The 23878-nt window shown below is 71.6% G+C and carries 21 protein-coding genes; 10 read left to right on the forward strand and 11 right to left on the reverse strand.

Going from position 1 to position 23878, the window contains the following annotated elements; all coding sequences use genetic code 11:
* Genes LCHO_RS16190 through LCHO_RS16210 form a run of 5 tightly spaced genes read left to right on the forward strand, consistent with a single transcriptional unit; the run spans window position 1 to window position 6471 of the window.
* Window positions 1-2187 (forward strand): alpha-galactosidase, encoded by a 2187-nt coding sequence (locus LCHO_RS16190; RefSeq protein WP_012348251.1) that lies wholly within the window; start codon window positions 1-3, stop codon window positions 2185-2187.
* 2 nt (window positions 2188-2189) lie between these two features.
* Window positions 2190-3206, forward strand: a complete 1017-nt coding sequence (galE, locus tag LCHO_RS16195; protein WP_012348252.1) for a UDP-glucose 4-epimerase GalE — start codon at window positions 2190-2192, stop codon at window positions 3204-3206.
* Complete coding sequence (locus LCHO_RS16200; RefSeq protein WP_012348253.1) at window positions 3203-4255, forward strand: UDP-glucose--hexose-1-phosphate uridylyltransferase; 1053 nt, start codon at window positions 3203-3205, stop codon at window positions 4253-4255. Before galE ends, LCHO_RS16200 begins: the two co-directional genes overlap by 4 nt.
* Before the next feature lie 13 nt (window positions 4256-4268).
* Window positions 4269-5432, forward strand: a complete 1164-nt coding sequence (gene galK / locus LCHO_RS16205; protein WP_012348254.1) for a galactokinase — start codon at window positions 4269-4271, stop codon at window positions 5430-5432.
* Between the two features lie 25 nt (window positions 5433-5457).
* The gene (locus LCHO_RS16210) at window positions 5458-6471 is read left to right on the forward strand and encodes an aldo/keto reductase (RefSeq protein WP_012348255.1); all 1014 of its coding nucleotides are present in this window, start codon (window positions 5458-5460) and stop codon (window positions 6469-6471) included.
* Between the two features lie 15 nt (window positions 6472-6486).
* On the opposite strand, the gene LCHO_RS16215 is transcribed toward LCHO_RS16210, so the two are convergent.
* The 4 genes from LCHO_RS16215 to LCHO_RS16230 are packed head-to-tail and all read right to left on the reverse strand — an operon-like array spanning window position 6487 to window position 10206.
* Window positions 6487-7197, reverse strand: coding sequence for an ABC transporter ATP-binding protein (locus tag LCHO_RS16215; RefSeq protein ID WP_012348256.1), 711 nt, complete (start codon window positions 7195-7197; stop codon window positions 6487-6489).
* Between the two features lie 2 nt (window positions 7198-7199).
* Window positions 7200-8420, reverse strand: coding sequence for an ABC transporter permease (locus LCHO_RS16220; RefSeq protein WP_012348257.1), 1221 nt, complete (start codon window positions 8418-8420; stop codon window positions 7200-7202).
* Complete coding sequence (locus tag LCHO_RS16225) at window positions 8417-9610, reverse strand: efflux RND transporter periplasmic adaptor subunit (protein WP_012348258.1); 1194 nt, start codon at window positions 9608-9610, stop codon at window positions 8417-8419. Before LCHO_RS16225 ends, LCHO_RS16220 begins: the two co-directional genes overlap by 4 nt.
* Window positions 9607-10206 (reverse strand): TetR/AcrR family transcriptional regulator, encoded by a 600-nt coding sequence (locus tag LCHO_RS16230; protein WP_012348259.1) that lies wholly within the window; start codon window positions 10204-10206, stop codon window positions 9607-9609. The genes LCHO_RS16225 and LCHO_RS16230 overlap by 4 nt, the downstream gene beginning before the upstream one ends.
* 168 nt (window positions 10207-10374) lie before the next feature.
* On the opposite strand from LCHO_RS16230, the gene LCHO_RS16235 reads away from it, so the two are divergent.
* The 3 genes from LCHO_RS16235 (at window position 10375) to LCHO_RS16245 (ending at window position 13827) form a co-directional block, all read left to right on the forward strand.
* Complete coding sequence (locus LCHO_RS16235) at window positions 10375-11493, forward strand: S-(hydroxymethyl)glutathione dehydrogenase/class III alcohol dehydrogenase (protein ID WP_012348260.1); 1119 nt, start codon at window positions 10375-10377, stop codon at window positions 11491-11493.
* 80 nt (window positions 11494-11573) lie between these two features.
* Window positions 11574-12440 carry an S-formylglutathione hydrolase gene (gene fghA, locus LCHO_RS16240; protein ID WP_012348261.1) on the forward strand — a complete coding sequence of 289 codons (867 nt, stop codon included), beginning with the start codon at window positions 11574-11576 and terminating at the stop codon, window positions 12438-12440.
* A gap of 46 nt (window positions 12441-12486) precedes the next feature.
* Window positions 12487-13827 carry a chloride channel protein gene (locus tag LCHO_RS16245; RefSeq protein ID WP_012348262.1) on the forward strand — a complete coding sequence of 447 codons (1341 nt, stop codon included), beginning with the start codon at window positions 12487-12489 and terminating at the stop codon, window positions 13825-13827.
* A gap of 31 nt (window positions 13828-13858) precedes the next feature.
* On the opposite strand, the gene glcF is transcribed toward LCHO_RS16245, so the two are convergent.
* The 7 genes from glcF to LCHO_RS16280 form a co-directional block, all read right to left on the reverse strand.
* Window positions 13859-15133 carry a glycolate oxidase subunit GlcF gene (gene glcF, locus LCHO_RS16250; protein WP_012348263.1) on the reverse strand — a complete coding sequence of 425 codons (1275 nt, stop codon included), beginning with the start codon at window positions 15131-15133 and terminating at the stop codon, window positions 13859-13861.
* Window positions 15134-15183: 50 nt separating this feature from the next.
* Window positions 15184-16314 carry a glycolate oxidase subunit GlcE gene (gene glcE, locus LCHO_RS16255; RefSeq protein WP_012348264.1) on the reverse strand — a complete coding sequence of 377 codons (1131 nt, stop codon included), beginning with the start codon at window positions 16312-16314 and terminating at the stop codon, window positions 15184-15186.
* Window positions 16315-16339: 25 nt separating this feature from the next.
* Window positions 16340-17878: an FAD-linked oxidase C-terminal domain-containing protein gene (locus tag LCHO_RS16260; RefSeq protein ID WP_012348265.1), complete on the reverse strand. Its 1539-nt coding sequence runs from the start codon at window positions 17876-17878 to the stop codon at window positions 16340-16342.
* Window positions 17879-17955: 77 nt separating this feature from the next.
* Window positions 17956-19215, reverse strand: a complete 1260-nt coding sequence (locus tag LCHO_RS16265) for an FIST signal transduction protein (protein WP_012348266.1) — start codon at window positions 19213-19215, stop codon at window positions 17956-17958.
* 49 nt (window positions 19216-19264) lie between these two features.
* Complete coding sequence (locus LCHO_RS16270; protein ID WP_012348267.1) at window positions 19265-20140, reverse strand: PhaM family polyhydroxyalkanoate granule multifunctional regulatory protein; 876 nt, start codon at window positions 20138-20140, stop codon at window positions 19265-19267.
* A 93-nt stretch (window positions 20141-20233) separates the two neighbouring features.
* A complete protein-coding gene (locus LCHO_RS16275) occupies window positions 20234-21223 on the reverse strand; it encodes a TraB/GumN family protein (protein ID WP_012348268.1) in 990 nt (329 codons plus the stop codon).
* A complete protein-coding gene (locus LCHO_RS16280; RefSeq protein WP_012348269.1) occupies window positions 21216-22202 on the reverse strand; it encodes a fumarylacetoacetate hydrolase family protein in 987 nt (328 codons plus the stop codon). Before LCHO_RS16280 ends, LCHO_RS16275 begins: the two co-directional genes overlap by 8 nt.
* 51 nt (window positions 22203-22253) lie before the next feature.
* On the opposite strand from LCHO_RS16280, the gene LCHO_RS16285 reads away from it, so the two are divergent.
* Together LCHO_RS16285 and LCHO_RS16290 are read left to right on the forward strand one after the other, a co-directional pair.
* Window positions 22254-23387, forward strand: coding sequence for a DUF3108 domain-containing protein (locus LCHO_RS16285; protein WP_012348270.1), 1134 nt, complete (start codon window positions 22254-22256; stop codon window positions 23385-23387).
* 166 nt (window positions 23388-23553) lie between these two features.
* Window positions 23554-23850 carry a BTH_I0359 family protein gene (locus LCHO_RS16290; RefSeq protein WP_012348271.1) on the forward strand — a complete coding sequence of 99 codons (297 nt, stop codon included), beginning with the start codon at window positions 23554-23556 and terminating at the stop codon, window positions 23848-23850.
* Window positions 23851-23878: the final 28 nt, after the last annotated feature.

The following is a 23878-nucleotide window of genomic DNA, read 5'->3' on the forward strand; positions in this document are numbered from 1 at the left end:
ATGAACACCCGCACCCACTCCGCATCCCTGCCTGACAGCCCCGCGCAGTTCATCGCGCTGCACGGCCGCGCCAGCAGCATCGTCATCGAAGCCCATGCCGACGAGGCGCCGATCTGGCGCTACTGGGGCCCGCGCCTGCCCGATGCGGCGACACCCGGCGCGGCCTTGCGCGACAGCCGGCCGCTGCCGTCCTTCATGCTCGATTTCGACCAGCCGCTGACGGTGGCACCGACCTTCGGCGTCGGCTGGTTCGGCCAGAGCGCGCTGCTGGCGCACCGCGACGGGCTCGACTTCGCGCAGGCGTACACGCGCTGCGAGATCGAATGGCTGGCGCCCGGCTCGGCCGTCTGTCTGCACCTGCACGACGACGTCGCCCGCCTGCGCCTGGACCTCACGCTCAAGCTCGACGCGGCCAGCGACGTGCTCACGCTGCAGAGCACGCTGCACAACCTGGGCGACAGCGCGATCGACGTGCAATGGCTCGCCTCGGGCACGCTGCCGCTGCCCGGCCACAGCCAGCAGGTGCGCTCCTACGCCGGCCAGCACGTGCATGAATTCCTGCTGCAGACCGATCCGCTGACGCGCAGCCTGTGGCGCAAGGAAAGCCGGCGCGGCCGCACCAGCCACGACTGCTTTCCCGGTGCGGTGGTGACCACGCCCGGCGCCACCGACGACGCCGGCCTGGTGTTCGGCGCGCACCTCGCGTGGTCGGGCAACCACCAGCAGACCATCGAGTGGCTGCACGACGGCCAATACCAGTGGCAGATGGGCGAGTGGCTGGCACCCGGCGAAGGCCGGCTCGCACCGGGCCAGGCGCTGCACACGCCCGAGATCGTGGCGAGCTGCTCGACCGCCGGCCTGAACGGCCTGGCCGCCAACTTCCACGCCGAGCTGCGCTCGCGCCTGAACTGGCCGGGCGGCGCGATGCGCGCGCGGCCGGTGCACCTCAACACCTGGGAAGGCTTCTACTTCGACGTCCACCCCGGCCCGGTCAAGGAACTCGCCACCGCCGCCGCGGCCGTGGGCATCGAGCGCTTCGTGCTCGACGACGGCTGGTTCCACGGTCGCCACCACGACCGCGCCGCGCTCGGCGACTGGTGGCCCGACGAGAGCAAGTTCCCCGCCGGCCTGGGCGAGCTGATCGGCCACGTCAACGGCCTCGGCATGAGCTTCGGCCTGTGGGTCGAGCCCGAGATGGTCAACCCCGACAGCGAGCTGTTCCGCGCCCACCCGGACTGGGCGCTGCAGGTCGCCGGCCGGCCGCTGCTGACCGCGCGCAACCAGTTGGTGCTCGACATCTCGCGCCCCGAGGCGGCCGACTACCTGTTCGACAAGATCTCCGCGCTGCTGGCCGCGCACCCGATCGACTACCTGAAGTGGGACCACAACCGCGACCTCGCACCGGCCGGCCTGGCCAACGGCGCGCCCGGTTATCGGGCCCAGGTGCATGCGGTCTACGCGCTGATGGCGCGGCTGCGCGCGGCCCATCCGCAGGTCGAGATCGAGAGCTGCTCGGGCGGCGGCGGGCGCATCGATTTCGCGGTGCTGCGCCACACCCATCGGGTCTGGACCAGCGACTGCATCGATGCCCTCTCGCGGGTGGCGATCCAGCGCGGCTTTCTGCAGTTCTTCCCGCCCGAGATCATGGGCTCGCACGTCGGCACCGCGCCCTCGCACACCACCGGGCGCACGCAGAACATGGCCTTCCGCGCCGCGGTGGCGCTGCCCGGCCACTTGGGCGTCGAGCTCGACGTGCGGCACCTGAACGAGGCCGAGACCACCGAGCTGCGCGCCTGGATCGCGCTCTACAAGCAGCTGCGCGATCGCCTGCACACGGGCCGGGTCTGGCTGGGCGAGGTGGCCGACGGCATCGCCTGGCAGGCCCATGGCAACGCGGCCGCGGGCGACGTGCTGCTGCTGGTCTACCGCACGGCGCCGAGCTCGCACCGCTACACGCCGGTGCTGCGCCTGACCATGCTCGACGCCGGCGCGCGCTACCGCGTGCACGAGGTGCTGCCCGACGGCACCGTTCGCGCCACCGGCCACCACAACACCGCGCCGTTCTTCGATGCCATCAACACGCCCGAAGGCCTGACGCTCGACGGCGCCTGGCTCGCCCACGCCGGCCTGCCGCTGCCGCGTGCGCAGGCCGAGACCGCGTTCATCGTGCGGCTGCAGAAGGTCTGACGATGAAGCGCATCCTCGTCACCGGCGGCGCCGGCTACATCGGCAGCATCACCTGCGTGCAGCTGATCGCTGCCGGGCTGCAGCCGGTGATCCTCGACAACCTGCACAACGCCAAGGCCGCGGTGATCGACCGCATCGAGCAGGTCGCCGGCCAGCGACCGGCCTTCGTGCAGGGCGACATCCGCGACCGCGCGCTGCTCGACCACCTGCTGCGCGAACACGCGATCGACGCGGTGATCCACTTCGCCGGCCTCAAGGCGGTGGGCGAGTCGGTGGCTCAGCCACTGAGCTACTACGACAACAACGTGCACGGCACGCTGGTGCTGATCGAGGCGATGCGTGATGCGGGCGTGCGCACGCTGGTGTTCAGCTCGTCGGCCACCGTCTATGGCGACGCCACGCAGATGCCGCTGCGCGAGGACACCCCCACCTCGGCCACCAACCCCTACGGCCGCACCAAGCTGATGGTCGAGCAGATCCTGGCCGACGTGGTGGCCAGCGACCCGGCCTGGTCGATGACGGCCTTGCGCTACTTCAACCCGGTGGGCGCGCACCCGAGCGGGCTGATGGGCGAAGACCCGCAGGGCGTGCCCAACAACCTGATGCCCTTCATCGCGCAGGTCGCGGTCGGCCGGCGCGAGGCGCTGCGCATCTTCGGCCGCGACTACCCCACGCCCGATGGCACCGGCATGCGCGACTACATCCACGTGATGGACCTGGCCGACGGCCACCTCGCCGCGCTGAACCACGCCCACGGCCGCGCCGGCCTGCACGTGTTCAACCTCGGCACCGGCCACGGCAACAGCGTGCTGGAGATGCTGGCCGCCTTCGGCCGCGCGTGTGGCCGCGAGCTGCCGCATGAATTCGCGCCGCGCCGCCCCGGCGACGTGGCCGCCTGCTGGGCTGATCCGACCCGGGCCGAGTCGCAGCTGGGCTGGTGCGCCACCCGCACGCTCGACCAGATGTGCGCCGACACCTGGCGCTGGCAATCCACCCATCCGAACGGCTACGAATCATGAGCGCAACACCCGAGACATTCGATGTAGCGGAGCACTCGCACCGCCGCCGCAACGCGCTGACCGGCCAGTGGGTGCTGGTGTCGCCACACCGCTCGAAGCGGCCGTGGCAAGGCCAGCAGGAAGCCGCGCAGGACGAGGCCCTGCCCGCCCACGACCCCGGCTGCTACCTGTGTGCCGGCAACACGCGTGTCAGCGGCGACGTCAACCCGGCCTACACCGGCACCTTCGTCTTCACCAACGACCACGCCGCGCTGATGCCCGCGGTGCCGGCCGCGCCCGCGAGCGCCGACCCGCTGTTCCAGCTGCACGAGGCGCGCGGCACCAGCCGGGTGATCTGCTTCTCGCCGGATCACGGCAAGACGCTGCCGGAGCTGCCGCTCGACGCGATCGGCAACGTCGTCGACACCTGGTGCGAGCAGACCGCCGAACTCGGCCGCACGCACGCGTGGGTGCAGGTGTTCGAGAACAAGGGCGCGGTGATGGGCTGCTCGCAGCCGCACCCGCACGGCCAGATCTGGGCCACCGGCCACCTGCCCAACGAAGCCGCCACCGAAGACCGCGAACAGCGCGCCTACTTTGCACAGCACGGCCGCGCGCTGCTGCTCGATTACGCCGAACGCGAGGCCGCAGCCGGCGCGCGCGTGGTGGTCGAGACGCCGCACTGGCTGGCGGTGGTGCCGTACTGGGCCACCTGGCCTTTCGAGACGCTGCTGCTGCCGCGTTTTGCCGTGCAGCAGCTGCCGCAACTGAACGCCGAACAGCGCGCCGACCTGGCCGTGGCGCTGAAGAAGCTGACCTCACGCTACGACAACCTGTTCCAGTGCTCGTTCCCGTATTCGATGGGCTGGCACGGCGCGCCGTTCGATGGCTCATCGGCTGAGCCATGGCAGCTGCACGCGCATTTCTATCCACCCTTGCTGCGCTCGGCGACGGTGCGCAAGTTCATGGTCGGCTTCGAGATGCTGGCCGAGGCGCAGCGCGACCTCACCCCCGAACAAGCCGCCGAACGCCTGCGTGCGCTCGGCGACCAGCACTACCGCGGCAACTGAGGCCACCCGAACCATGAAATCACCTCTGCTAAAACGCGTGCTCACCTCGTTCAGCGTCGGCTTCGATGCCGCGCCCAGCTGCGTCGTGCACGCCCCCGGCCGCGTCAACCTGATCGGCGAACACACCGATTACAACGACGGTTTCGTGCTGCCCTGCGCGATCGATTACCACACGCTGGTGGCCGCACAGCCGCGCGACGATCGCCTGGTGCGCGTGGTGGCGGCCGACTACGGCAACAAGCTCGACGAGTTCAGCCTCGACGCGCCGATCAAGCCGCTGACCGCCGGCGACATGGGCTGGGCCAACTACGTGCGCGGCATGGTCAAGATGCTGCTGGATCACGGCCTGCCGCTGCGCGGCGCCGAGCTGGCGGTGGCCGGCAACGTGCCGCAGGGTGCGGGGCTGTCGTCGTCGGCATCGCTCGAAGTGGCGATCGGCCAGGCCTTCAAGACGCTGCAGGGCTTCGACGAGCTGTCGGCCACCGAGATCGCGCTGCTGGCGCAGAAGGCCGAGAACCGGTTCGTCGGCATCAACTGCGGGATCATGGATCAGCTGATCTCGGCCCGCGGCGCGGCCGGCCACGCGCTGCTGATCGACTGCCGCTCGCTCGACGCCGCGCCGGTGCACCTGCCCGATGATGTCGCCGTGCTGATCGTGCATTCACGCGTCAAGCGCGGCCTGGTCGACAGCGAATACAACACCCGCCGCCAGCAATGCGAGGCCGCAGCGCGGCACTACGGCGTGCCGGCGCTGCGCGATGTCGACGAGGCCCGGCTGCTGGCCGAACGGGGCTCGCTCGATGAGCGGGTGTTCCGCCGCGCCCGCCACATCGTGACCGAGAACCAGCGCACGCTCGATGCCGCCGAGGCGCTGGCGGCCAACGACCTGCGCCGCATGGGCGAGCTGATGGCCGCGTCGCACGCGTCGATGCGCGACGACTTCGAGATCACCGTGCCGGCGATCGACCAGCTGGTCGAAATCCTGCAAGGCGTGATCGGCACGGCGGGCGGCGCGCGCATGACCGGCGGCGGCTTCGGCGGCTGCGTGGTGGCGCTGCTGCCCGAGGCGATGGTCGACGCCGCCCGCACCGCCATCGAGGCGCAATACCGCGCGCCCAGCGGCGAGGCGGCCACCGTCTACGTCTGCCATCCGAGCGCGGGCGCCGGGCCGATCTGAAACGATCCGAGAAAGCGATGCCCCGATGAGCTCGACCCCGCCCTATCAAGCCGCCGTCCAGCGCTACGACACGCTGCCCTATCGCCGCTGCGGCCGCAGCGGGCTCAAGCTGGGCGCGGTGTCGCTCGGGCTGTGGCACAACTTCGGCGACGTCGACCGCGTCGACACCATGCGCGAGACGCTGCGCTGCGCCTTCGACCTGGGCGTCACGCACTTCGACCTGGCCAACAACTACGGCCCGCCGCCGGGCTCGGCCGAAGAACACGTGGGCGCGCTGCTGAAGCAGGATTTCTCGGCCCACCGCGACGAGCTGATCCTCTCCACCAAGGCCGGCTACCGCATGGGCCCGGGGCCGTATGGCGACGGCGGCTCGCGCAAATATCTGGTGGCCAGCCTCGACCAGAGCCTGCGGCGCATGCAGGTCGATCACGTCGACATCTTCTATCACCACCGGCCCGACCCGGACACGCCGCTCGAAGAGACGATGGACGCGCTGGCGCACATCGTTCGCAGCGGCCGCGCGCTGTACGTGGGCGTGTCCAACTACCCGCCGGCACTGCTGCGCGAGGCCGCGCGCCTGCTGCGCGCAAGCGGCACGCCGTGCCTGATCCACCAGCCGCGCTACAACCTGCTCGACCGCCAGATCGAGGGCGGCCTGCTCGATGCGCTGGCCGATGAAGGCGTGGGCTGCATCGCGTTTTCGCCGCTGGCGCAGGGGCTGCTGACCGACCGTTATCTGTGCGAGATCCCGGCCGATTCACGCGCCGCCAAGGGCGTGGGTTTCCTGCGCCCGACCGACCTCACGCCGCAGCGGCTGCGCACCATCGCCGCGCTGAATCGCATCGCGCTGACGCGCGGCCAGACGCTGGCGCAGATGGCGCTGGCCTGGGTGCTGCGACACCCCGGCATGACGTCGGTGCTGATCGGCGCGAGCCGGCCGCAGCAGGTGCGCGACGCGGTGGCGGCGACGGCGACGGCGCAACTCGGCTTCGATGCGCAGACCCTGGCGGCGATCGAGGTGGCGCTGGCGGGCCGCTGAGGCCCGTTCGCGCGGCTACAGGCTCTGCCCGAGTCCGGCCTCTTCGTAGGTTCGTCCGTCGCGGATGTGATAGATCCGCTTGAAGGTCGGGATGATCTTCTCGTCGTGGGTGACGACGATGATGGCGGTGTGATGCTGCACGGCCATCTGGTTGAGGATGCGCACCACGGCCAGTGCGCGCTCGCTGTCGAGCGGCGCGGTCGGCTCGTCGGCCAGGATCACGGGGGGCTTGTTGGCCAGCGCGCGGGCGATCGAGACCCGCTGCTGTTCGCCGCCCGACAGCTGCGACGGCCAGGCCCGGGCGCGATGCCCGACATCGAGCGCCTCGAGCAGCTCGACCGCACGTTCGCGCGCCGCGCCGTTGCGCACGCCGGCCAGCATCGGCAGCAGCGCGACGTTGTCGGTGACATCGAGAAACGGGATCAGGTACGGCGCCTGGAACACGAAGCCGATGCGGTCGCGCCGCAGCGCGCGCAGGTCGGGCGTCTGCCAGCCGTCGGCGTAGATGGCCTCGCCGCCCAGGATCATGCGGCCCGCCGTGGGTTCGATCACCGCCCCCAGGCACTTGAGCAAGGTGCTCTTGCCCGAGCCGGACGGGCCGATCAGCCCGACCACCTCGCCGGGCGCGACCGTCATGTTGACGTCCTTGAGCGCATCGACCGCGGTGTCGCCCTCGCCGTAGCGCTTGCGCAGGCCTTCGATGCGGATGCCGAGTTCGGGTCGCATCTTCAGCCTCCGATCGCCGCGGCCGGGTCGACCCTGAGCGCGACACGGATCGCCAGCGTGCTGGCCAGCGCGCAGATCAGCATCACCACGATGAAGCCGCGCACGGCGTCGCCGGACTCCAGCAGCACGTACTTCGGGAACACCGGCGCCCAGAACGTGGCCGCCACCTTGCCGACGATGAAGCCGATCAGGCCGAGCCCGAGCGCCTGCTGCAGGATCATCCCGGCGATGGTGCGGTTGCGGGTACCGATCAGCTTGAGCACCGCGATCTCGCGGATCTTGCCCAGCGTCATGGTGTAGATGATGAAGGCGACGATGGCCGCGCTGACGACCGCCAGGATCACCAGGAACATGCCGATCTGCCGGGCCGAGGTGGCGATCAGCTTGGCCACCAGGATCTCCTCCATCTGCGCGCGGGTGTAGGCGCCGAGGTGCTTCCAGCGGCGGATCGGCTCGGCCACCGCTTCGGCGTCGAAGCCGGGGCGGATCTGCACCAGCACGGCGTTGACGCTGCGGCTGCTGGCCTGCGAAGCCTGGATGGCTTCGAGCAGCCCAGGCACGCCCGGTCGATTCAGGCCGGGGTTGGCGGCGGTGCGGGCGCGATCGTTGAGGATGGCCTCGTTGTCCTTGAGGAACTGCGCCTCCTGGGCGTCCTTGAGCGCGATGAAGACCATCGGGTCGCCACCCGACGACACCATGCGCTGCGTCAGCCCCACCACCGTGTAGTCGTGGCGCCGGATGCGGATGCGCTCGCCGATCGCGAAGCCGGTGCGCACGTCGGCCACCGCCTCGTAGTGGCTGCGCGTGATGTGGCGGCCCGCCAGCAGATGACCGGGTTCGCCGGGCTGGCCGGGCTCGAAGCCGACCACCATCGCGCGCACGTCCTCGCCCACCGCCGCCACGCCGGGTGCCGCTGCGCTGCGGGCGACCTGCATCGTCAGGTAGGTGACGTTGGCGGCCCGCGCCACGCCGGGCAGGCCGAGCACGCCGCGCACGGCGTCGTCGCGCAGGCTCGACGCTTCGGCGTACGGCCCCTGGGTGTGCTGCTGCACCACCCACAGGTCGGCGCCGCTGTTGTCGAGCAGCCGCCGGGCGTCGTCGACCATGCCACGGTAGACCCCGGCCATGGTCAGCGTGACGCCGATCAGCAGGCCCAGGCCGAGGCCTGTGAGCACGAACTTGCCCCACGAATGCAGGATGTCGCGGCCGGCCAGGCTGATCATCGCAGCAGCCCCGTCAGGGCATCGACCACCTGGATGCGGCTGCGGGCGGTGAGCGCCTTCTCGCTGTGGACCACCACCGCGTCGCCGGCGTCGAGACCGTCGAGCACCTGCACCTGGCCGTCGAGGCTGCTCCGGCCGACCCGCACCGGGGCAAAGTGCAGGCCGCCGCTGCCGTCGACCCGCCAGACACCGACCTGCTCGCCCTGGCGCTGGAGGCCGGCATTGGGCAGCAGCAGCGCCGGCGCGGTGGCGGGCAGCGTGAGCGTCACCTCGGCCAGCTCACCCACCGACACACCGGCCGGCAGGTGATCGAAGGCCACCAGGGCGACGCGCTCCTCGGTCACGCTGTCGCTCACCGCCTCGACTCGCACGACCTGGCCGGCCAGCGGCTGCGAGGGCTGCGAACGCAGCACGACCGCGGCCGGAAGCCCCGCGGCCAGGCCGGCCGAGCGGCCCTGATCGAATCGCACCTTGACCCACAGCGACGTCGGCTCGATCAGCCGGATCACCGCCTGGCCCGCCACCACAGTGGAGCCGGCCTCGGCATCGCGGCCGATGACCACGCCGGCCACCGGCGCCAGCAGGCGCAGGTTGGTGCGTTGCTGGTGCAAGGCGGCCTGCTCGGCGGCCAGGCGCCGGAGGTCCTGCCGCGCCGCATCGAGGTTGGCCTGGGCGGCGCTCACACCGGCCTCGGCGGAGGTCTGCTCCTGGCGCCGGGCCTCGACCGCGCCGACGCTGATGAAGTTCTGCTCGCCCAGTTCGATGTAGCGGCGGGCGTTGACGATGGCCAGTTCGCGCCGCGCCGTGGCGTCCTGGTGCTGGGCCTGCGCCGCAGCCACCGCGCTGCCGGCCCGCGCGCGCGAGGCCTCGAGCGCGGCCACGCGCTGGTCGAGATCGACCGGGTCCATCTCGGCCAGCAACTGGCCGGGCCGCACCGTGTCACCCACGTCGACGGCCACCACGCGCACCCGCCCGGCGGCGGTCGGCCCGATCAGGTAGCTGCGGCGTGCCTCGACCGTGCCGATGCCGAACAGCGCCGGCGCGAAGCGGCCTTCGCTCACCTTCACGACCGTCACGCGGGTCGGCGCCAGCGGGCCCGCGCGCATCACCACGAAAGCCAGCGCGCCGATCAGCACGGCGCCCAGCAAGGCCAGCGCGAGCCGGCGCGAAACGAGTGAAAAGGGTTTCATGAGACCTCGCAGATGCCGTGCAGATAGAGGGCGAACACGCGATCGGCCTGGGCTTTCATCGTGGCGGGTTTGCCGCTCAGCATCGACTGCATCACCAGGCCCTGCACGATGCCGACGAACAGCGTGGCGGCCGCTTCCTGGTCGAGCACCGCGCTGGCCTGGCCCTGGCGCACGGCGGCGTCGAGCAGGCGCAGCAGCAGCTTGCGATAGGCCTGCAGCAGCGCCCGCACCTCCTGCTTGACGGCGGAGTCGGCCGGCTGCTCGAGCTCATGGAAGATCAGCCGCGGCACGCCGGGATGGGCGACCACGAAATCGACATGGGCCCTGAACACCGCCGCCAAGGCCGCCAGCGGCGTGGCCGCCGCCTGCGCCGCCGCGTCGAGCGACTGCAGCAGCTGCGTCCGGACCCGGCCCATCGCCGCCAGCCAGATCGCCTCCTTGCTGGAGAAGTGCTTGAACACCGCCCCCTGGCTGACGCCCACCGCCGCGGCGATCTCGCCGGTCGTGATCCGGGCCGGGCTGAACGCCTCGGCCAGGCGCAAGGCCGCGGCGACGATCTCGGTCTGGCGCTCCTCGGTGGACAGTCGGGTCGGCATCGCAGGCAGTTCGGTCACTGGCAAGTAATTGAATACTTACCATCATAGACCCTTGGCAGACCGATGACCAGCGGCGTGATTCGTGCACATCCGGTGCCGCTGCGCGTCTAACATGCGGTCGATTCCTGCTGCCCTCCACCCTGCCCCTTCCCGCCAAGGATCCTGCCCATGAAAACCCGCGCCGCCGTCGCCTGGAAAGCCGGCCAACCCCTGACCATCGAAACCGTCGACCTCGAGGGCCCGAAGTTCGGCGAAGTGCTGGTCGAGATCAAGGCCACCGGCATCTGCCACACCGACTACTACACGCTGTCGGGCGCCGACCCGGAAGGCATCTTCCCGGCCATCCTCGGCCATGAGGGCGCGGGCGTCGTGGTCGACGTGGGGCCGGGCGTGACGACGCTCAAGAAGGGCGACCACGTCATCCCGCTCTACACGCCCGAGTGCCGGCAGTGCAAGTTCTGCCTCTCGCGCAAGACCAACCTGTGCCAGCTGATCCGCGGCACGCAGGGCAAGGGCCTGATGCCCGACGCGACCAGCCGCTTCAGCCTCGACGGCCAGCCCATCTTCCACTACATGGGCACCAGCACCTTCGCCAACCACACGGTGGTGCCGGAGATCGCGCTGGCCAGGATCCGCCCCGATGCACCGTTCGACAAGGTCTGCTACATCGGCTGCGGCGTCACCACCGGCATCGGCGCGGTGATCTTCACGGCCAAGGTCGAGGCGGGTGCCAACGTGGTCGTGTTCGGCCTGGGCGGCATCGGCCTGAACGTGATCCAGGGCGCCCGGATGGTGGGTGCCGACAAGATCATCGGCGTGGACCTGAACCCGGCGCGCGAGGCGATGGCGCGCCAGTTCGGCATGACGCACTTCATCAACCCGAAGGACGTGGCCGCAGCCGGCGGCAGCCTGGTCGACGCGATCGTGCAGCTGACCGACGGCGGCGCCGACTACAGCTTCGAGTGCATCGGCAACACGAAGGTCATGCGCGACGCGCTCGAGTGCACGCACAAGGGCTGGGGCCGCAGCATCATCATCGGCGTGGCCGAGGCGGGCGCCGAGATCAGCACCCGGCCGTTCCAGCTGGTGACGGGCCGCAAGTGGGAAGGCTCGGCCTTCGGCGGCGCACGCGGGCGCACCGACGTGCCGAAGATCGTCGACTGGTACATGGACGGCAAGATCAACATCGACGACCTGATCACCCACAAGCTCAAGCTCGAGGACATCAACCGCGGCTTCGAGCTGATGAAGAGCGGCGAGTCGATCCGCGCGGTGGTGGAATTCTGAAATGAGGCCCCCACGCTCACTTCGTTCGCTGCCCCCCATGGGGGCGCTCAGTACCTTCGGAACGGCCGGGCGGTACTGAGATGCCTTTCGACCGCCTCGAACTTCGCAGCGAACACGGCTGCTTCGGCGGCGTGCAGCGTTTCTACCGCCACGCCTCGCACACGATCGGGCTGCCGATGCAGTTCGCGCTCTTCCTGCCGCCGCAGGCGCTGGCCGGCGAGCGCGTGCCGGTGCTCACCTATCTCGCCGGGCTGACCTGCACCGAAGAGACCTTCACGATGAAGGCCGGCGCGCAGCGCCTGGCGGCCGAACTCGGCCTGGCGCTGCTGATGCCCGACACCAGCCCGCGCGGCGCGGGCGTGATCGGCGAAGACCAGCATTGGGACTTCGGCGTCGGCGCGGGCTTTTATGTGGACGCCACCCACGCGCCGTGGTCCGGCCACTGGCGCATGGAGAGCTACCTGCTCGACGAGCTGCTGCCGGGCGTGGCCGACACGTTCGCGCTCGACGGTGCGCGAGCGGGCCTGTTCGGCCACTCGATGGGCGGGCACGGCGCGCTGACGCTGGCGCTGCGTCACCCCGGGCGCTTTGCCAGCGTGTCGGCCTTTGCGCCGATCTGCGCGCCCAGCCACTGCCCGTGGGGGCACAAGGCTTTCACCGGCTATTTCGGGCAGGACGAGTCGCTCTGGGCCGCGCACGACGCCAGCGCCTTGATGGCCACGCAGACGGCAGCGCCCTACCCCGGCGGCATCCTGATCGACCAGGGCCTGGCGGACAAGTTCCTGGCCGAGCAGCTGCACCCGGAGAGGTTCGAAGCGGCTTGCGAGGCAGCCGGCCAGCCGCTGACGCTGCGCCGCCACGCCGGCTACGACCACGGCTACTACTTCATCGCCAGCTTCGTCGACGACCACCTGAGACACCACGCCCGCACGCTCGGCGCCGCCTGAACCACGCCGAGACCGCGCCGGCATCGGGCTTGCATCGCCTGCCGTCATGCACGATCACGAACCCGACTTCTGGCGCAACCTGCGCCTCGAACTGGCCTCCGGCGCGCAGTGGCGCGACCGTGCGGTGGTGCTGGCCTACGCGGCCGCCACCGGCCTGGTGGTGGTGGGTTTCACGCTGCTGGCCGAGGCCGCGAGCGAGGCCTTCGAGCACCTGCGCCAGCTCGGCAGCGATAACGGCAACGGCTACGGCCGCTGGCTGACGCTGATCTGGACCCCGGCGCTGACCGTCGCGCTGCTGTGGTGGACACGCCGCTTCGTGCCCGGCGCGCTGGGCTCGGGCATCCCGCAGGTGGTGCTGGCACTCGATGACCAGACGCCGCCCGAGCGGCGTGCCGCGCTGGTGTCGTTGCGGCTGTCGCTGCACAAGATCGCGCTGGTCGCGGGCGGCCTGCTGGCGGGCCTGTCGATCGGCCGCGAAGGCCCGACCGTGCAGGTCGGCGCCGGCGTGATGCAGCACGCCCGGCGCTGGCTTTCGCCCGGCGCCGGCATCGACGCCCACGACCTGATGGTGGCCGGCGCCGCGGCCGGCATCGCCGCGGCGTTCAACACGCCGCTGGGCGGGGTGATGTTCGCGCTGGAACAGCTGTCACGCCGGCGCAGCCTGTCGCAGAGCTCGCTGGTGATCCTGAGCATCGTGCTGTCGGGGCTGGTGGCGGTGTCGGTGTTCGGCAACCTGAGCTATTTCGGCGTGCTGCGGGTGCAGCAGCTGTCATGGTCGCTGTTCGGGCCGGGCCTGCTGGTGGCGCTGGTGGCGGGGCTGGCGGGCGGGCTGTTCTCGCGCCTGATCGTGGCCTCGGCACGCGGCCTGCCCGACCGCTGCAGCCGCTGGCGGGCGCAGCACCCGCTGCGTTTCGGCGCCGGCTGCGCGCTGGCGGTGGCCGTGATCGGCCTCGTTACCGGCGGCGCCACGGCCGGCGCCGGTTATGCGCCCACCCGCGCGCTGCTCGAGGCGCAGGCCGAGCTGCCGGCGGTCTACACGCTGCTGAAGTTCTGCGCCACCTGGCTGTCGGCCTGGAGCGGCGTGCCCGCGGGCACGTTCGCGCCGTCGCTGGCGATCGGCGCGGGCATCGGCCACGACATCGCCCAGCTCACCGGCGTGGGCGCGCAGGCGGCGATCCCGCTGATCGCTCTCGGCATGGTGGGTTTCCTGGCGGCCACCACGCAGGGGCCGATCACGGCCTTCATCATCGTGATGGAGATGGTGTCCGGCCACGCCATGGTGCTCAGCCTGATGGCCACCGCGCTGCTGTCGAGCGGTGTGGCGCGGCTGCTGACGCGGCCGATGTACCTCGAACTGGCCCAGCTGCTGGCGCGGCCGAGGCCTTAGGTCGTCCGTCGCCAGGCCGGCCGTCGAAGTGTCAGTTGGCGAGCAGCTCGTCGAGCACTTCGATCCAGTGCTTGACCGGCGTGGTGGTGCCGGTCTGCAGGTGCTGGATGCAGCCGATGTTGGCGCTGATGATGGCGTGCGGCGCGCGGGCGTCGAGCGTGGCGAGCTTGCGGTCGCGCAGCTGGTAGGCCAGCTCGGGCTGCAGCACCGAGTAGGTGCCGGCCGAGCCGCAGCACAGGTGGCTGTCCTGCGTGGCCAGGTGCACGTCGTAACCGAGCTCGGCGAAGGCCGTCTCGACGCCGCCGCGCAGCTGCTGGCCGTGCTGCAGCGTGCACGGCGGGTGGAAGGCCAGCTTGGCGCGCGGCGCCGCGCCCGCCGGCCGCACGCCCAGGCGCGACTTGAGCAGCGGCACCAGATCGGGCAGCAGCTCGGACAGGTCCTTCGCCACCGCGCCGATGCGCTCGGCCTTCTCGGCATAGGCCGGGTCGTTGCGCAGCGCGTGGCCGTATTCCTTGACGGTGACGCCGCAGCCCGAGGCATTGAAGACGATCGCCTCGACCTTCTTGTTGTCGCCGATGCCTTCGACCAGCGGCCACCAGGCGTCGATGTTGCGGCGCATGTCGGCCAGCGCGCCGTCGTGGTCGTTGAGGTGCGCGCGCACCGCGCCGCAGCAGCCGGCCTCGTCGGACACCAGGGTCTGGATGCCGCAGGCGTCGAGCACGCGCGCGGTGGCGGTGTTGATGTTGGGCGCCAGCGTCGGCTGCACGCAGCCCATCAGCATCAGCACCCGGCGCGGGTGGCTGCGGGTCGGCCAGCGCTGCGCATGGGCGAGCTGGCCGGGGCTGGGCTTGGGCGGCACCTTGTTCTTGAGCGAGGCCGGCAGCAGCGGGCGCACCATCTGACCGAGCTTGAGCGCGGGCGCGAACAGCGCCGAGGTCATGCCCTCGCGCAGCAGCCAGCGCACCTGGCGCTCGGCCGCCGGGCGCGCCACCTTGGCGTCGACCACCTTGCGGCCGATCTCGACCAGCTGGCCGTACTGCACGCCCGACGGGCAGGTGCTCTCGCAGTTGCGGCAGGTCAGGCAGCGGTCGAGGTGGAGCTGGGTCTTGCGGGTCGGCTCGGCGCCTTCGAGCACCTGCTTGATCAGGTAGATGCGCCCGCGCGGGCCGTCGAGCTCGTCGCCGAGCAGCTGGTAGGTCGGGCAGGTGGCGGTGCAGAAGCCGCAGTGCACGCACTTGCGCAGGATCGCCTGTGCGTCCTCGCCGTCGGTGGTGCCGGCGTATTCGGGGGCCAGGTGGGTTTGCATGGAGGGGTCAGCCGGCAGCTGCGGTCAAGGATGCGAGCGACGCAGGTCGCTCACAGATGGGGGTAAAGCCGGCCCGGATTGAAGAGGCCATGCGGGTCGAAGCTCTTTTTCAGGTCGCGGTGGATGCGGTCGAGCGGCGCCTTGAGCGGCTCGAACACGCTGGCCGCTGTGGCGCCGGCCAGCACCGCGGCCTTGTCCTTGGCGCGGTAGAGCGTGGCATGGCCGCCATGCTGGGCCGCCACCTGGCGCACGCGGGCGACGCCGTCGCGGCTGACCCACCAGCGCTGCGCGCCGCCCCACTCGATCAGCTGCTCGCCCTGCAGCGCCAGCGGCGGCGAACCGGCCGGCACGCTGACGCGCCAGAGCGCGGCACCGTCGGCCAGCGCGCGGCGGGCGTCGTTGAAGAACTCGTCGGTCTGGTCGCGCAGGCCGGCCCAGAAGCCCTGCGCCAGGCGCGCGTCGATGACCTCGCCGCCGAGCGTGTGGCTGGCCGATTCGACCGCCGCCACCGCGCCCGACAGCCGCACGATCAGCGCGCCCTGCCACCAGGCGCTGGCGTTGAGCGGCAGCGGCTGGCCGCCCCAGGTCTGCAGCAGGTCGAGGGCGCGGGCCTGCTCGCAGTCGAAGCGCAGCGTGGTGGTGGCCGGCGGCACCGGCAGCACCTTGAGCGAGACCTCGCAGATCACGCCCAGCACGCCCAGCGAGCCGGCCAGCAGGCGCGACACGTCGTAGCCGGCGACGTTCTTCATCACCTGGCCGCCGAAGCTCAGCACCTCGCCCTCGCCGTTGAGCAAGGTGGCGCCGAGCACGTAGTCGCGCACGCCGCCGGCACTGGCCCGCGCCGGGCCGGCCAGGCCCGAAGCCACCACGCCGCCGATCGTGCCGCCGCGCTGGCCGGGCCGCTCGGGATCTGGAAAACGCGGCGGCTCGAACGGCAGGCACTGGCCGCGCTCGGCGAGTGCGGCCTCGACCTCGGCCAGCGGCGTGCCCGCGCGCGCGGTCAGCACCAGCTCGCTGGGCTCGTAGCTGCTGATGCCGGTCAGGTCACGCGTGTCGAGCACGCTGCCGGTGATGGCCTCGCCGTAAAACGCCTTGGTGCCAGCGCCGCGGATCGCCAGCGGGCTGCTCGTGTCCCTGGCGGCGCGCACGCGCTCGACCAGGCTGTTCAACGCCTTGCTCATCGGTGTATGGAATGTGATTGGCTGCTCAGAACCGCGGCAGCTCGGCAAAGGGCAGCAGCCCCTTGCTGACGTGCATCTTGCCGTACTCGGCGCAGCGGTGGAGCGTGGGGATGACCTTGCCCGGATTGAGCAGGCCACGCGAGTCGAATGCGTACTTGAGCGCGATCATCTGGGCCCGCTCCTCGGGCGAGAACTGCACGCACATGGAGCTGAGTTTCTCGACGCCGACGCCGTGTTCGCCCGTGACGGTGCCGCCCATGCGCACGCTGGTCTCGAGGATGTCGGCGCCGAACAGCTCGCAGCGGTGCATCTGGTCGGGATCGTTGGCATCGAACAGGATCAGCGGGTGCAGGTTGCCGTCGCCGGCATGGAAGACGTTGCAGCAGCGCAGCTCGTACTTGATCTCCATCTCGGCGATCGCCAGCAGGATGTCGGCCAGGCGCTTGCGCGGGATGGTGCTGTCCATGCACATGTAGTCGGGGCTGATGCGGCCCGACGCCGGAAAGGCGTTCTTGCGCCCGCTCCAGAAGCGCAGCCGCTGCGCCTCGTCGCGACTGACCTCGAGCCGGGTCGCGCCGCAGCCGGAGAGCACCTCGCGCATGCGCTCGATCTCCTCGGCCACCTCCTCGGGCGTGCCATCGCTCTCGCACAGCAGGATGGCGGCGGCGGCGAGGTCGTAGCCGGCATGCACGAAGTCCTCGACCGCGGCGGTCATGGGCTTGTCCATCATCTCCAGGCCGGCCGGGATGATGCCCTCGGCGATGATCTGCGCCACCGCCTCGCCGGCGGCCTGCACGGTGGCGAAGCTGGCCATGATGCAGCGCGCCAGCTGCGGCCTGGGCACCAGCTTGACGGTGACGTCGGTGGTGACGGCCAGCATGCCTTCGCTGCCGACCACCACGCTGAGCAGGTCGAGGCCGGGCGCGTCGAGCGCCTCGCTGCCGAAGGTGACCGGCTCGCCCTCGATCGTGTAGCCGCGCACCTGCAGCACGTTGTGCAGCGTCAGGCCGTACTTCAGGCAGTGCACGCCGCCGGAGTTCTCGGCCACGTTGCCGCCGATGGTGCAGGCGATCTGGCTGCTCGGGTCGGGCGCGTAATACAGGCCGTAGGGCGCCGCGGCCTCGCTGATGGCGAGGTTGCGCACACCGCACTGGACCCGCGCGGTGCGGGCGCGGGCGTCGATGCGCACGATGTGGTTGAACTTGGCGAGCGACATCGTCACGCCCAGCGCGTGCGGCATCGCGCCGCCGCTCAGGCCGGTGCCGGCGCCGCGCGCCACCACCGGCACGTCGAGGCGGTGGCAGGTGCGCAGCACGGCGGCGACCTGTTCCTCGGTCTCGGGCAGCACCACCACCAGCGGGCGCTCGCGGTAGGCGGTCAGGCCGTCGCACTCGTAGGGCACGGTGTCCTCGCCGTGCCAGAGCAGCGCGTGGGCGGGCAGCAGCGCGGTCAGCGCGGCGACGACCTGGGTCTGGCGTTGAGCGCGGGTGGCGGCATCGGGCGCGCCCATCACTTCAGTGGGCGCGAACTCGGTGCTGGCCTCACGCGGCAGGGCGGCGTTCATGAGGGGGCGTTCTCCATTCGACTCGGTGGTGCGGGGGGTCGGCATCAGGCGGCGGTGTGCATCGGCATCGATCCGGATCATGCCGAACTGACGAACACGGTCAGCACGCCGGTGTAACCGTAGAGGTGATGGCGGGCGATCTCGCCGCCCGCGAAGAAGCCGACCAGCGGCACGTCGCCCAGCGCGTGGCGCACGATCTGCAGCTCGGCCGACGGCCCGCCGAAGTGCGCGCCGCCGCGGCCGTTGCAGCTGACGTAGATGGCGCCGGCGATGCGCGAGCGGCCGTCGTCGGCCTCGCCGTCGGTCGGGTCGGACTCGTCGTCGCCGGGGCTGAGTTCCTCGCGGATCTCGGCGCAGATGCGCACCAGGTCACGCCGCGCGGCCTCGACATCGCGGCGGCAGAACGCCAGCCGCATGCCGACCTCGACCCGGTCGGCCACCGCCACGCCGTTGCGTGCCGGGTCGAGCCCGATCAGGTGGCGCACCCGGGTGTCGGCGCCGAACTGGCCGCCACGCGACAGGTTCTCGTCGCCGGCGTCGCTCAGTCCGACCAGCGTGGCGCGCAGGCGCGGCAAGGCGCTGCGCGGGTCCTCGAGGTCGATGCCGAGGTCGGCCAGCAGCAGCGGCAGCGCCGGCTGGCCGTCGAGCGCCAGCACCAGGTTCTGCTCGGCGGCCGTCACGCGGCGCACCGGTCCGACCGGCTGGCAGCCCTGCGTGACACGCGACACCAGCGCCACCGCCGGGCCGAAGGCCACGCCCGAGACGCCGCCCTCGTAGACACCGCCGGCCCAGCCCGGCCCGCCCGCGGCCAGCGACGGCGCGCAGATCTGCAGGCTGCGGGTGCGTGAAGCGGCCAGGCCGCCGAACAGGTAGCCGCTGTCGGTGCGCTGCGCCAGCTCGTGGATCAGCTCGCCGAGCTCGGGCGTGTCGCCGTCGGCATGGACCATCGCGGTGTGCACGCCGGTGCCGATGTCGGCCGGGCCGAGCGCATGTTCGCCGCTGTAGAGCGAGAAGCTGCCGGCCGGCAGCTGCGCCAGCATCAGCACCAGCGCGGGCTCGTCGACGTATTCGACCCCGCTGGCCGACACGCCGACGCCGACCGTGCCGACCCACGACACGCCCGGCCAGCGCTGGCGCAGCTCGGCCAGCAGGGCTTCGGCCTGTGCCGCGTAGTGGTCGGTGATGTAGATCCAGCCGAGGTTGGGCGCCGCTGCCGCCGCCCCCCGGACGGCGCTGCTGCGCTGGGCCTCGATCTGCGCGGCCGCCAGCGCCAGCGCCATGTGGGCGTCGGGGTGGGTGGCGTGGGCGTGGAAGAACACGGGGACCTGGATCGACATCAGCGGGTCCTGACAGCCTGTGCGGACGGTGCCCCGTGAGAACGTGGCATCAGCTCGCCCGGCGTCGCGCGGCCTTGGGTGCCGCAGCGGCATCGGCCGGCTTGGCGCGCGTGGCCGTGGCCTTCTTGGCGGCCGCGCGCGGCTTGGCCGGGCTGGCCGCCGGTGCGGCGGCGGCGGCCTTGACCGTCTTGGCCGCCTTGACCGACTGGCTGACCGCCTCGTTGACGGCATCGGTCATCGGCTTGGCCGCTTCGGCAGCGGCCTCGGCGGCAGCGGCCGTGGCGGCCTGCACCGCCTGGCTGGCCTGGTTGGCGGCGTCGCTGGTGGCCTCGCTGGCCTGGCGGGCCGCGTCGCTGGTGGCCTGGATCGCCTGGGAGGCCAGCTGCGTGAACTGCTGCGTCAGCGCGCCCCACCACTGCATCGCGTCGACCGGGCCGGTCGCACCGTCGTCGCCGGCAGACGCACCGGCGGCGGCCGGTTCGGGGGCCGGGGCTGGCGCAGGGGCCGCCGCCCTGGCGCTCGCACTGGCGGCCTGGGTGGCGGCCTGGGTGGCGCTTTCGGCCGCGGCCGCCATGCCGGTGAACATGTCGGGCACACGCATCTTGAGCGCCTCGCTCAGGTCGCCCAGCGACACGTTCATGCCCTTGAGCGTGCCCAGCGTCATGCGCTGCACCTCGAGCGCCTGGATCGTCGCGCCGAGCATGCGGGCGTTCTGCTCGAGCCAGAACTGCACCGTCTTCAGCTCCTCGATGCGGCGCTCGAGCTCGGCCGGATCGAGCGTCGGCGCGACCCACTGGCCCATCGACGGCAGCGCCTTGCCGGCGTTCTTGACCAGGCCCTGCAGGAACTCGAAGCCCGGCACGAACTTGGTGAAGGCGTCGCTGGCCTGGCTGTAGGCCTGCGTGAAGTCGGTGGTTTCGCTCATGGTGTCTCCGATGGGATCGTTTGGGGTTCTGCGCCTGTGATTGTGCCCAGCGCCGCAGCCGGTGTCACCGCGGCGACGCAATCGAATGAGCCATCACTGTCGGGGGTAGAGCACGCGCCGGACTTCGAAGCCGCGCGCCTCGAGCAGGGCCGGCAGGCCCTGCGGCCCGACCAGGTGCAAGGCGCCGACCGCGACGAACAGCCGCTCGCCGCCTTCGTGCCACTGCACCAGCTGCTCCAGCATGGCCGGGTTGCGACCGTCGAGCAGCGCCGCCCACTGCTGGCGCTCGAGCGGCGTGTTCAGGCAATCGCACCAGCTTTCGTAGCGGCGCAGCGTGCCGAGATCGCCCTCGTCCCAGGCCTGCATCAGGCGCAGCATGGACGTGCGGGTCTGCGGCCGGGCCAGTTCGTCGAGCGTGCTGCCGACGAGCTCGGCCACAGCCGTGGCGTCGTCGCGCAGCAGCAAGGCCAGCTGGGCCTCGGGCGTCTCGAGGCCCAGCACCGGCTTGCCCGAAGCCGCGGCAAACTCGGCGATCACCGCGTCGACGCCGTAGGCCGGATCGAATCCGTCCGGCCGCAAGGCCAGGCCGGCCAGCCCGACCACCTGGAACTCCGGGCGCAGCGCGGCCAGCTCGTCGGCACAGGCGGCCTGGCGCGCGGCGCCCAGGCGCTGCTCGAGATCAGCGGGCAGCGCGGGGCTGTCGGCGCGGCGCTGCACGCCCGCTTGCAGGCGCTGCAGCACGTCGGCATCACCGAGATCGAGTTCGAGCGCGACGCGGTCGACCGAGCCGAGCGCCGCGATCACCAACGGGCCAAGGAAAACCCAGTCGCGCCGGCCGATGTGGGTGGTGCCGTACAGATACGACAGGCGCCCGCCCTTGCGCACCTCGAACAGGAAGCCGCGGTTGCGCGCCAGGCGCTCGCCGTCGTCGATCTCCTGCTGCGTGTAGGGCTGCGGCGCGGGCGGGCACTCGGCCCGGGCGGTCGGTGTGCCGGCAAGACCGGCCACCAGGACGAGCAGCGCGACCCGCACGCCACCGGCCCGCGACAGCGCCCGGACGGCGCGCAGGCCGCGTTCAATCACGGGTGACCACCGTCTGCGCGATCGCACCGAACACGCTCTGGCCGTCGGCGCCGATGGCCTCGATCTGCACCTCGTCGCCGTCCTTCAGGTAGTCGGGCAGCGGCCGGGCGGGCTTGGCATCAGCGGCGCCCACGCGCTGCGCCATCAGGCTGGCGCAGCCGGCTGCGGCGTCGTCCTGGCCGATCGCGCCGCTGCTGAGCAGCGTGCCGGCCGTCAACGGACGCTGGCGGGCCAAGGTGGCGAGCAGCTGGCCGACGTGGAACTGCATGCCCTCGCCGGTCGCGAGCCGGGCGAAGTGCTTGCCGTTGTGGCGGATCTCCACCTGCAGCGCCAGCCGTCCGCGCTGCCAGGCGCCACCGAGCTCGTCGAGCGTGACCAGCACCGGCGCCCAGCCGGCCGGCGGCTTGCCGTGCACCCAGGCGCCCCCCTGTGCCAGCTCGGCATCGGCGGTGGCGCGCAGCGTCCAGTCGTTGAGCAGGCCGACCAGCCGCACGCCTTCGAGGGCCTGGTCCGGGCTGGCGCCGGCGGCGATGTCGGCCGTCACGACCGCCCACTGGGCCTCGAAATCGATCTCGGCGTCGGCGCTGCGGAACACCGCATCCTGCGCGGCGCCGACGAACAGGTCGCTGGCTGACGGGTGGAACAGCGGCTGCGACTTGAGCCGGGTCGGCGGCTCGACTCCGCGCGAGCGCAACGCGCGTTCGAGCGGGCCGAGGTAAGCGGCCGCACGCACCCAGCGCGGCGCCCGCGGCAGCGGCGCCAGGCACATCGCCGGCTCGAACGGGAAGGCGTGGCGCGCCTTGCCGTGGTTGAGGGTCTGGGACAGATCCTGCAACTGCGGTGACAGGAAGTTCCAGTCGTCGAGCACCTGTTGCAGCCGGCTGGCGATGCCGTTGGCGTAGAGCGCCATGCTCAGATCGCGCGAGACGACCACCAGCTGGCCGTCGCGCGAGCCGTCCCTGTAGCTTGCAAGTTTCATTGCCGGGCATTGTAGATTTGGGCCTGACACGAGCCGTACCCCAGGAGTCCCTTGCACAACACCCCTTCACCGCCGCCGCACCGCACCGCCAAGCGCCCGCACCCGCGCGCGCTCGGGGTGCTGGGCGCGCTGGTCCTGAGCGCGCACCTGGCCGTGCTCGAGCAGGCGCCGGCCCTGCTGTTCGCTGCCCCCGCACAGGCGGCGCAGCCCGCGGCCCAACGCAGTGCCACGCCGGTGCAGTTGCTGCCGCCGCCTTCACCGCCGACGTCGCCGACACCCGAGCCGGCGCCCGCTGCGGTGGCCAGCCGCAGCCGCGCCACGCTTGCGGCAGCCCCGGCGGCGGCGAGCCCGCCCGTGCCCGATCGGCCGGAAAAGCGCCCGCACAGCCCCGTGAACCCCGTGAGCCCCGCCAGCCAGGGCGCCGACACGCCTTCTGCGGCCGCCGAGGCGCCATCCCCCGCCGCAGACGAGGCACTGTCGACCGCGCTGATGCCGGCCACCGGCGGCCGGATGCCGACCCGCGCCGAACGGCCCGCCGGCATCGACACCACGCCGCAGGCGCCGCCGTCGGTGCAGCTCGAATACCGCCTGCAGCGCGGCATGCTGCAAGGCAGCGGCGAACTCGAATGGCGCCATGACGGCCAGCGCTACCGCCTGCGCCTGGAAGGCCAGCTGCCGCTGCTGGGCAGCATCCTGGTCCAGCGCAGCGAAGGCGGCTTCGACGCCGCCGGGCTGGCCCCGCTGCGCCACACCGAGCAGCGCCTGCGCCGCAGCGAGCGGGCGGTCAACTTCATCCGGCCGGACGACGGCAGCGCGCCGCGCATCACGTTTTCGGCCAGCACCGCGAGCCTGCCGCTGCGCCCCGGCGCGCAGGACCGGGTCAGCTGGATGGCCCAGATCGCCACCCGCCTGGCCGGCGTGCGCCGCCTGCCGGCGGGTTCGCGCCTCGAGATGGACGTGGCCAGCACCGGCGGCGAGGTGCAGCACTGGGTGTTCGTGCTGCAGCAGATCGACGCCGACGGCAGCTGGCACTGGCGGCGCCAGTCCGACCGGCCCGACGACACGCTGGCCGACGTCTGGACCGATCCGGCGCTGGGCCACTGGCCGCGGCGCGTGCGCCTGACCGAGCGCCGCGGCGACCCGCTCGAACTCACGCTCAGGCAGGTGCAGACCTTGCCACCGTGAACGTGGCACGCCGTCGACGGTGATCCCGGCAGCACGGCTACAGAAAGCCGGCGCGCGACCGATCTCCATGACAAGCACGCGGTGCCCGCAAGCACACGGCACCCGCCGGCCACAGGCTTGAAACCCGCCTCGGTCGCCCCAGATAGCCCGTCAACGGAGAAACACCATGCACATGCTCTACAACTCTGAAAACTTCGCAGTCGTGCAGTTCGAATTCGACCTCACCGGTCAGGCCATGCTGTCGATCGACGGTGCCCTGCCGCAGGGCGAGTCGCTCAAGCGCGGCGGCTACGAGATCGTCGACAAGCATGCCCGGCGCGAGATCTACCTCGAAGGCGCCGCCGCCGAGCAGTTCAAGCTGGGCGTCCAGGCGCTGATCTCCAACGCCCCGGACGAAGACGAGATCGACGACTACCTGTCGAGTTTCACGGTCCTGGCGCAGCAGCCGGTCGTGCTGCACTGAGCCTGGCCGCCCGCGGCCGGCAAGGGCG

The organism is Leptothrix cholodnii SP-6 (genome assembly GCF_000019785.1).
In the GTDB taxonomy this organism is placed as follows: domain Bacteria; phylum Pseudomonadota; class Gammaproteobacteria; order Burkholderiales; family Burkholderiaceae_C; genus Sphaerotilus; species Sphaerotilus cholodnii.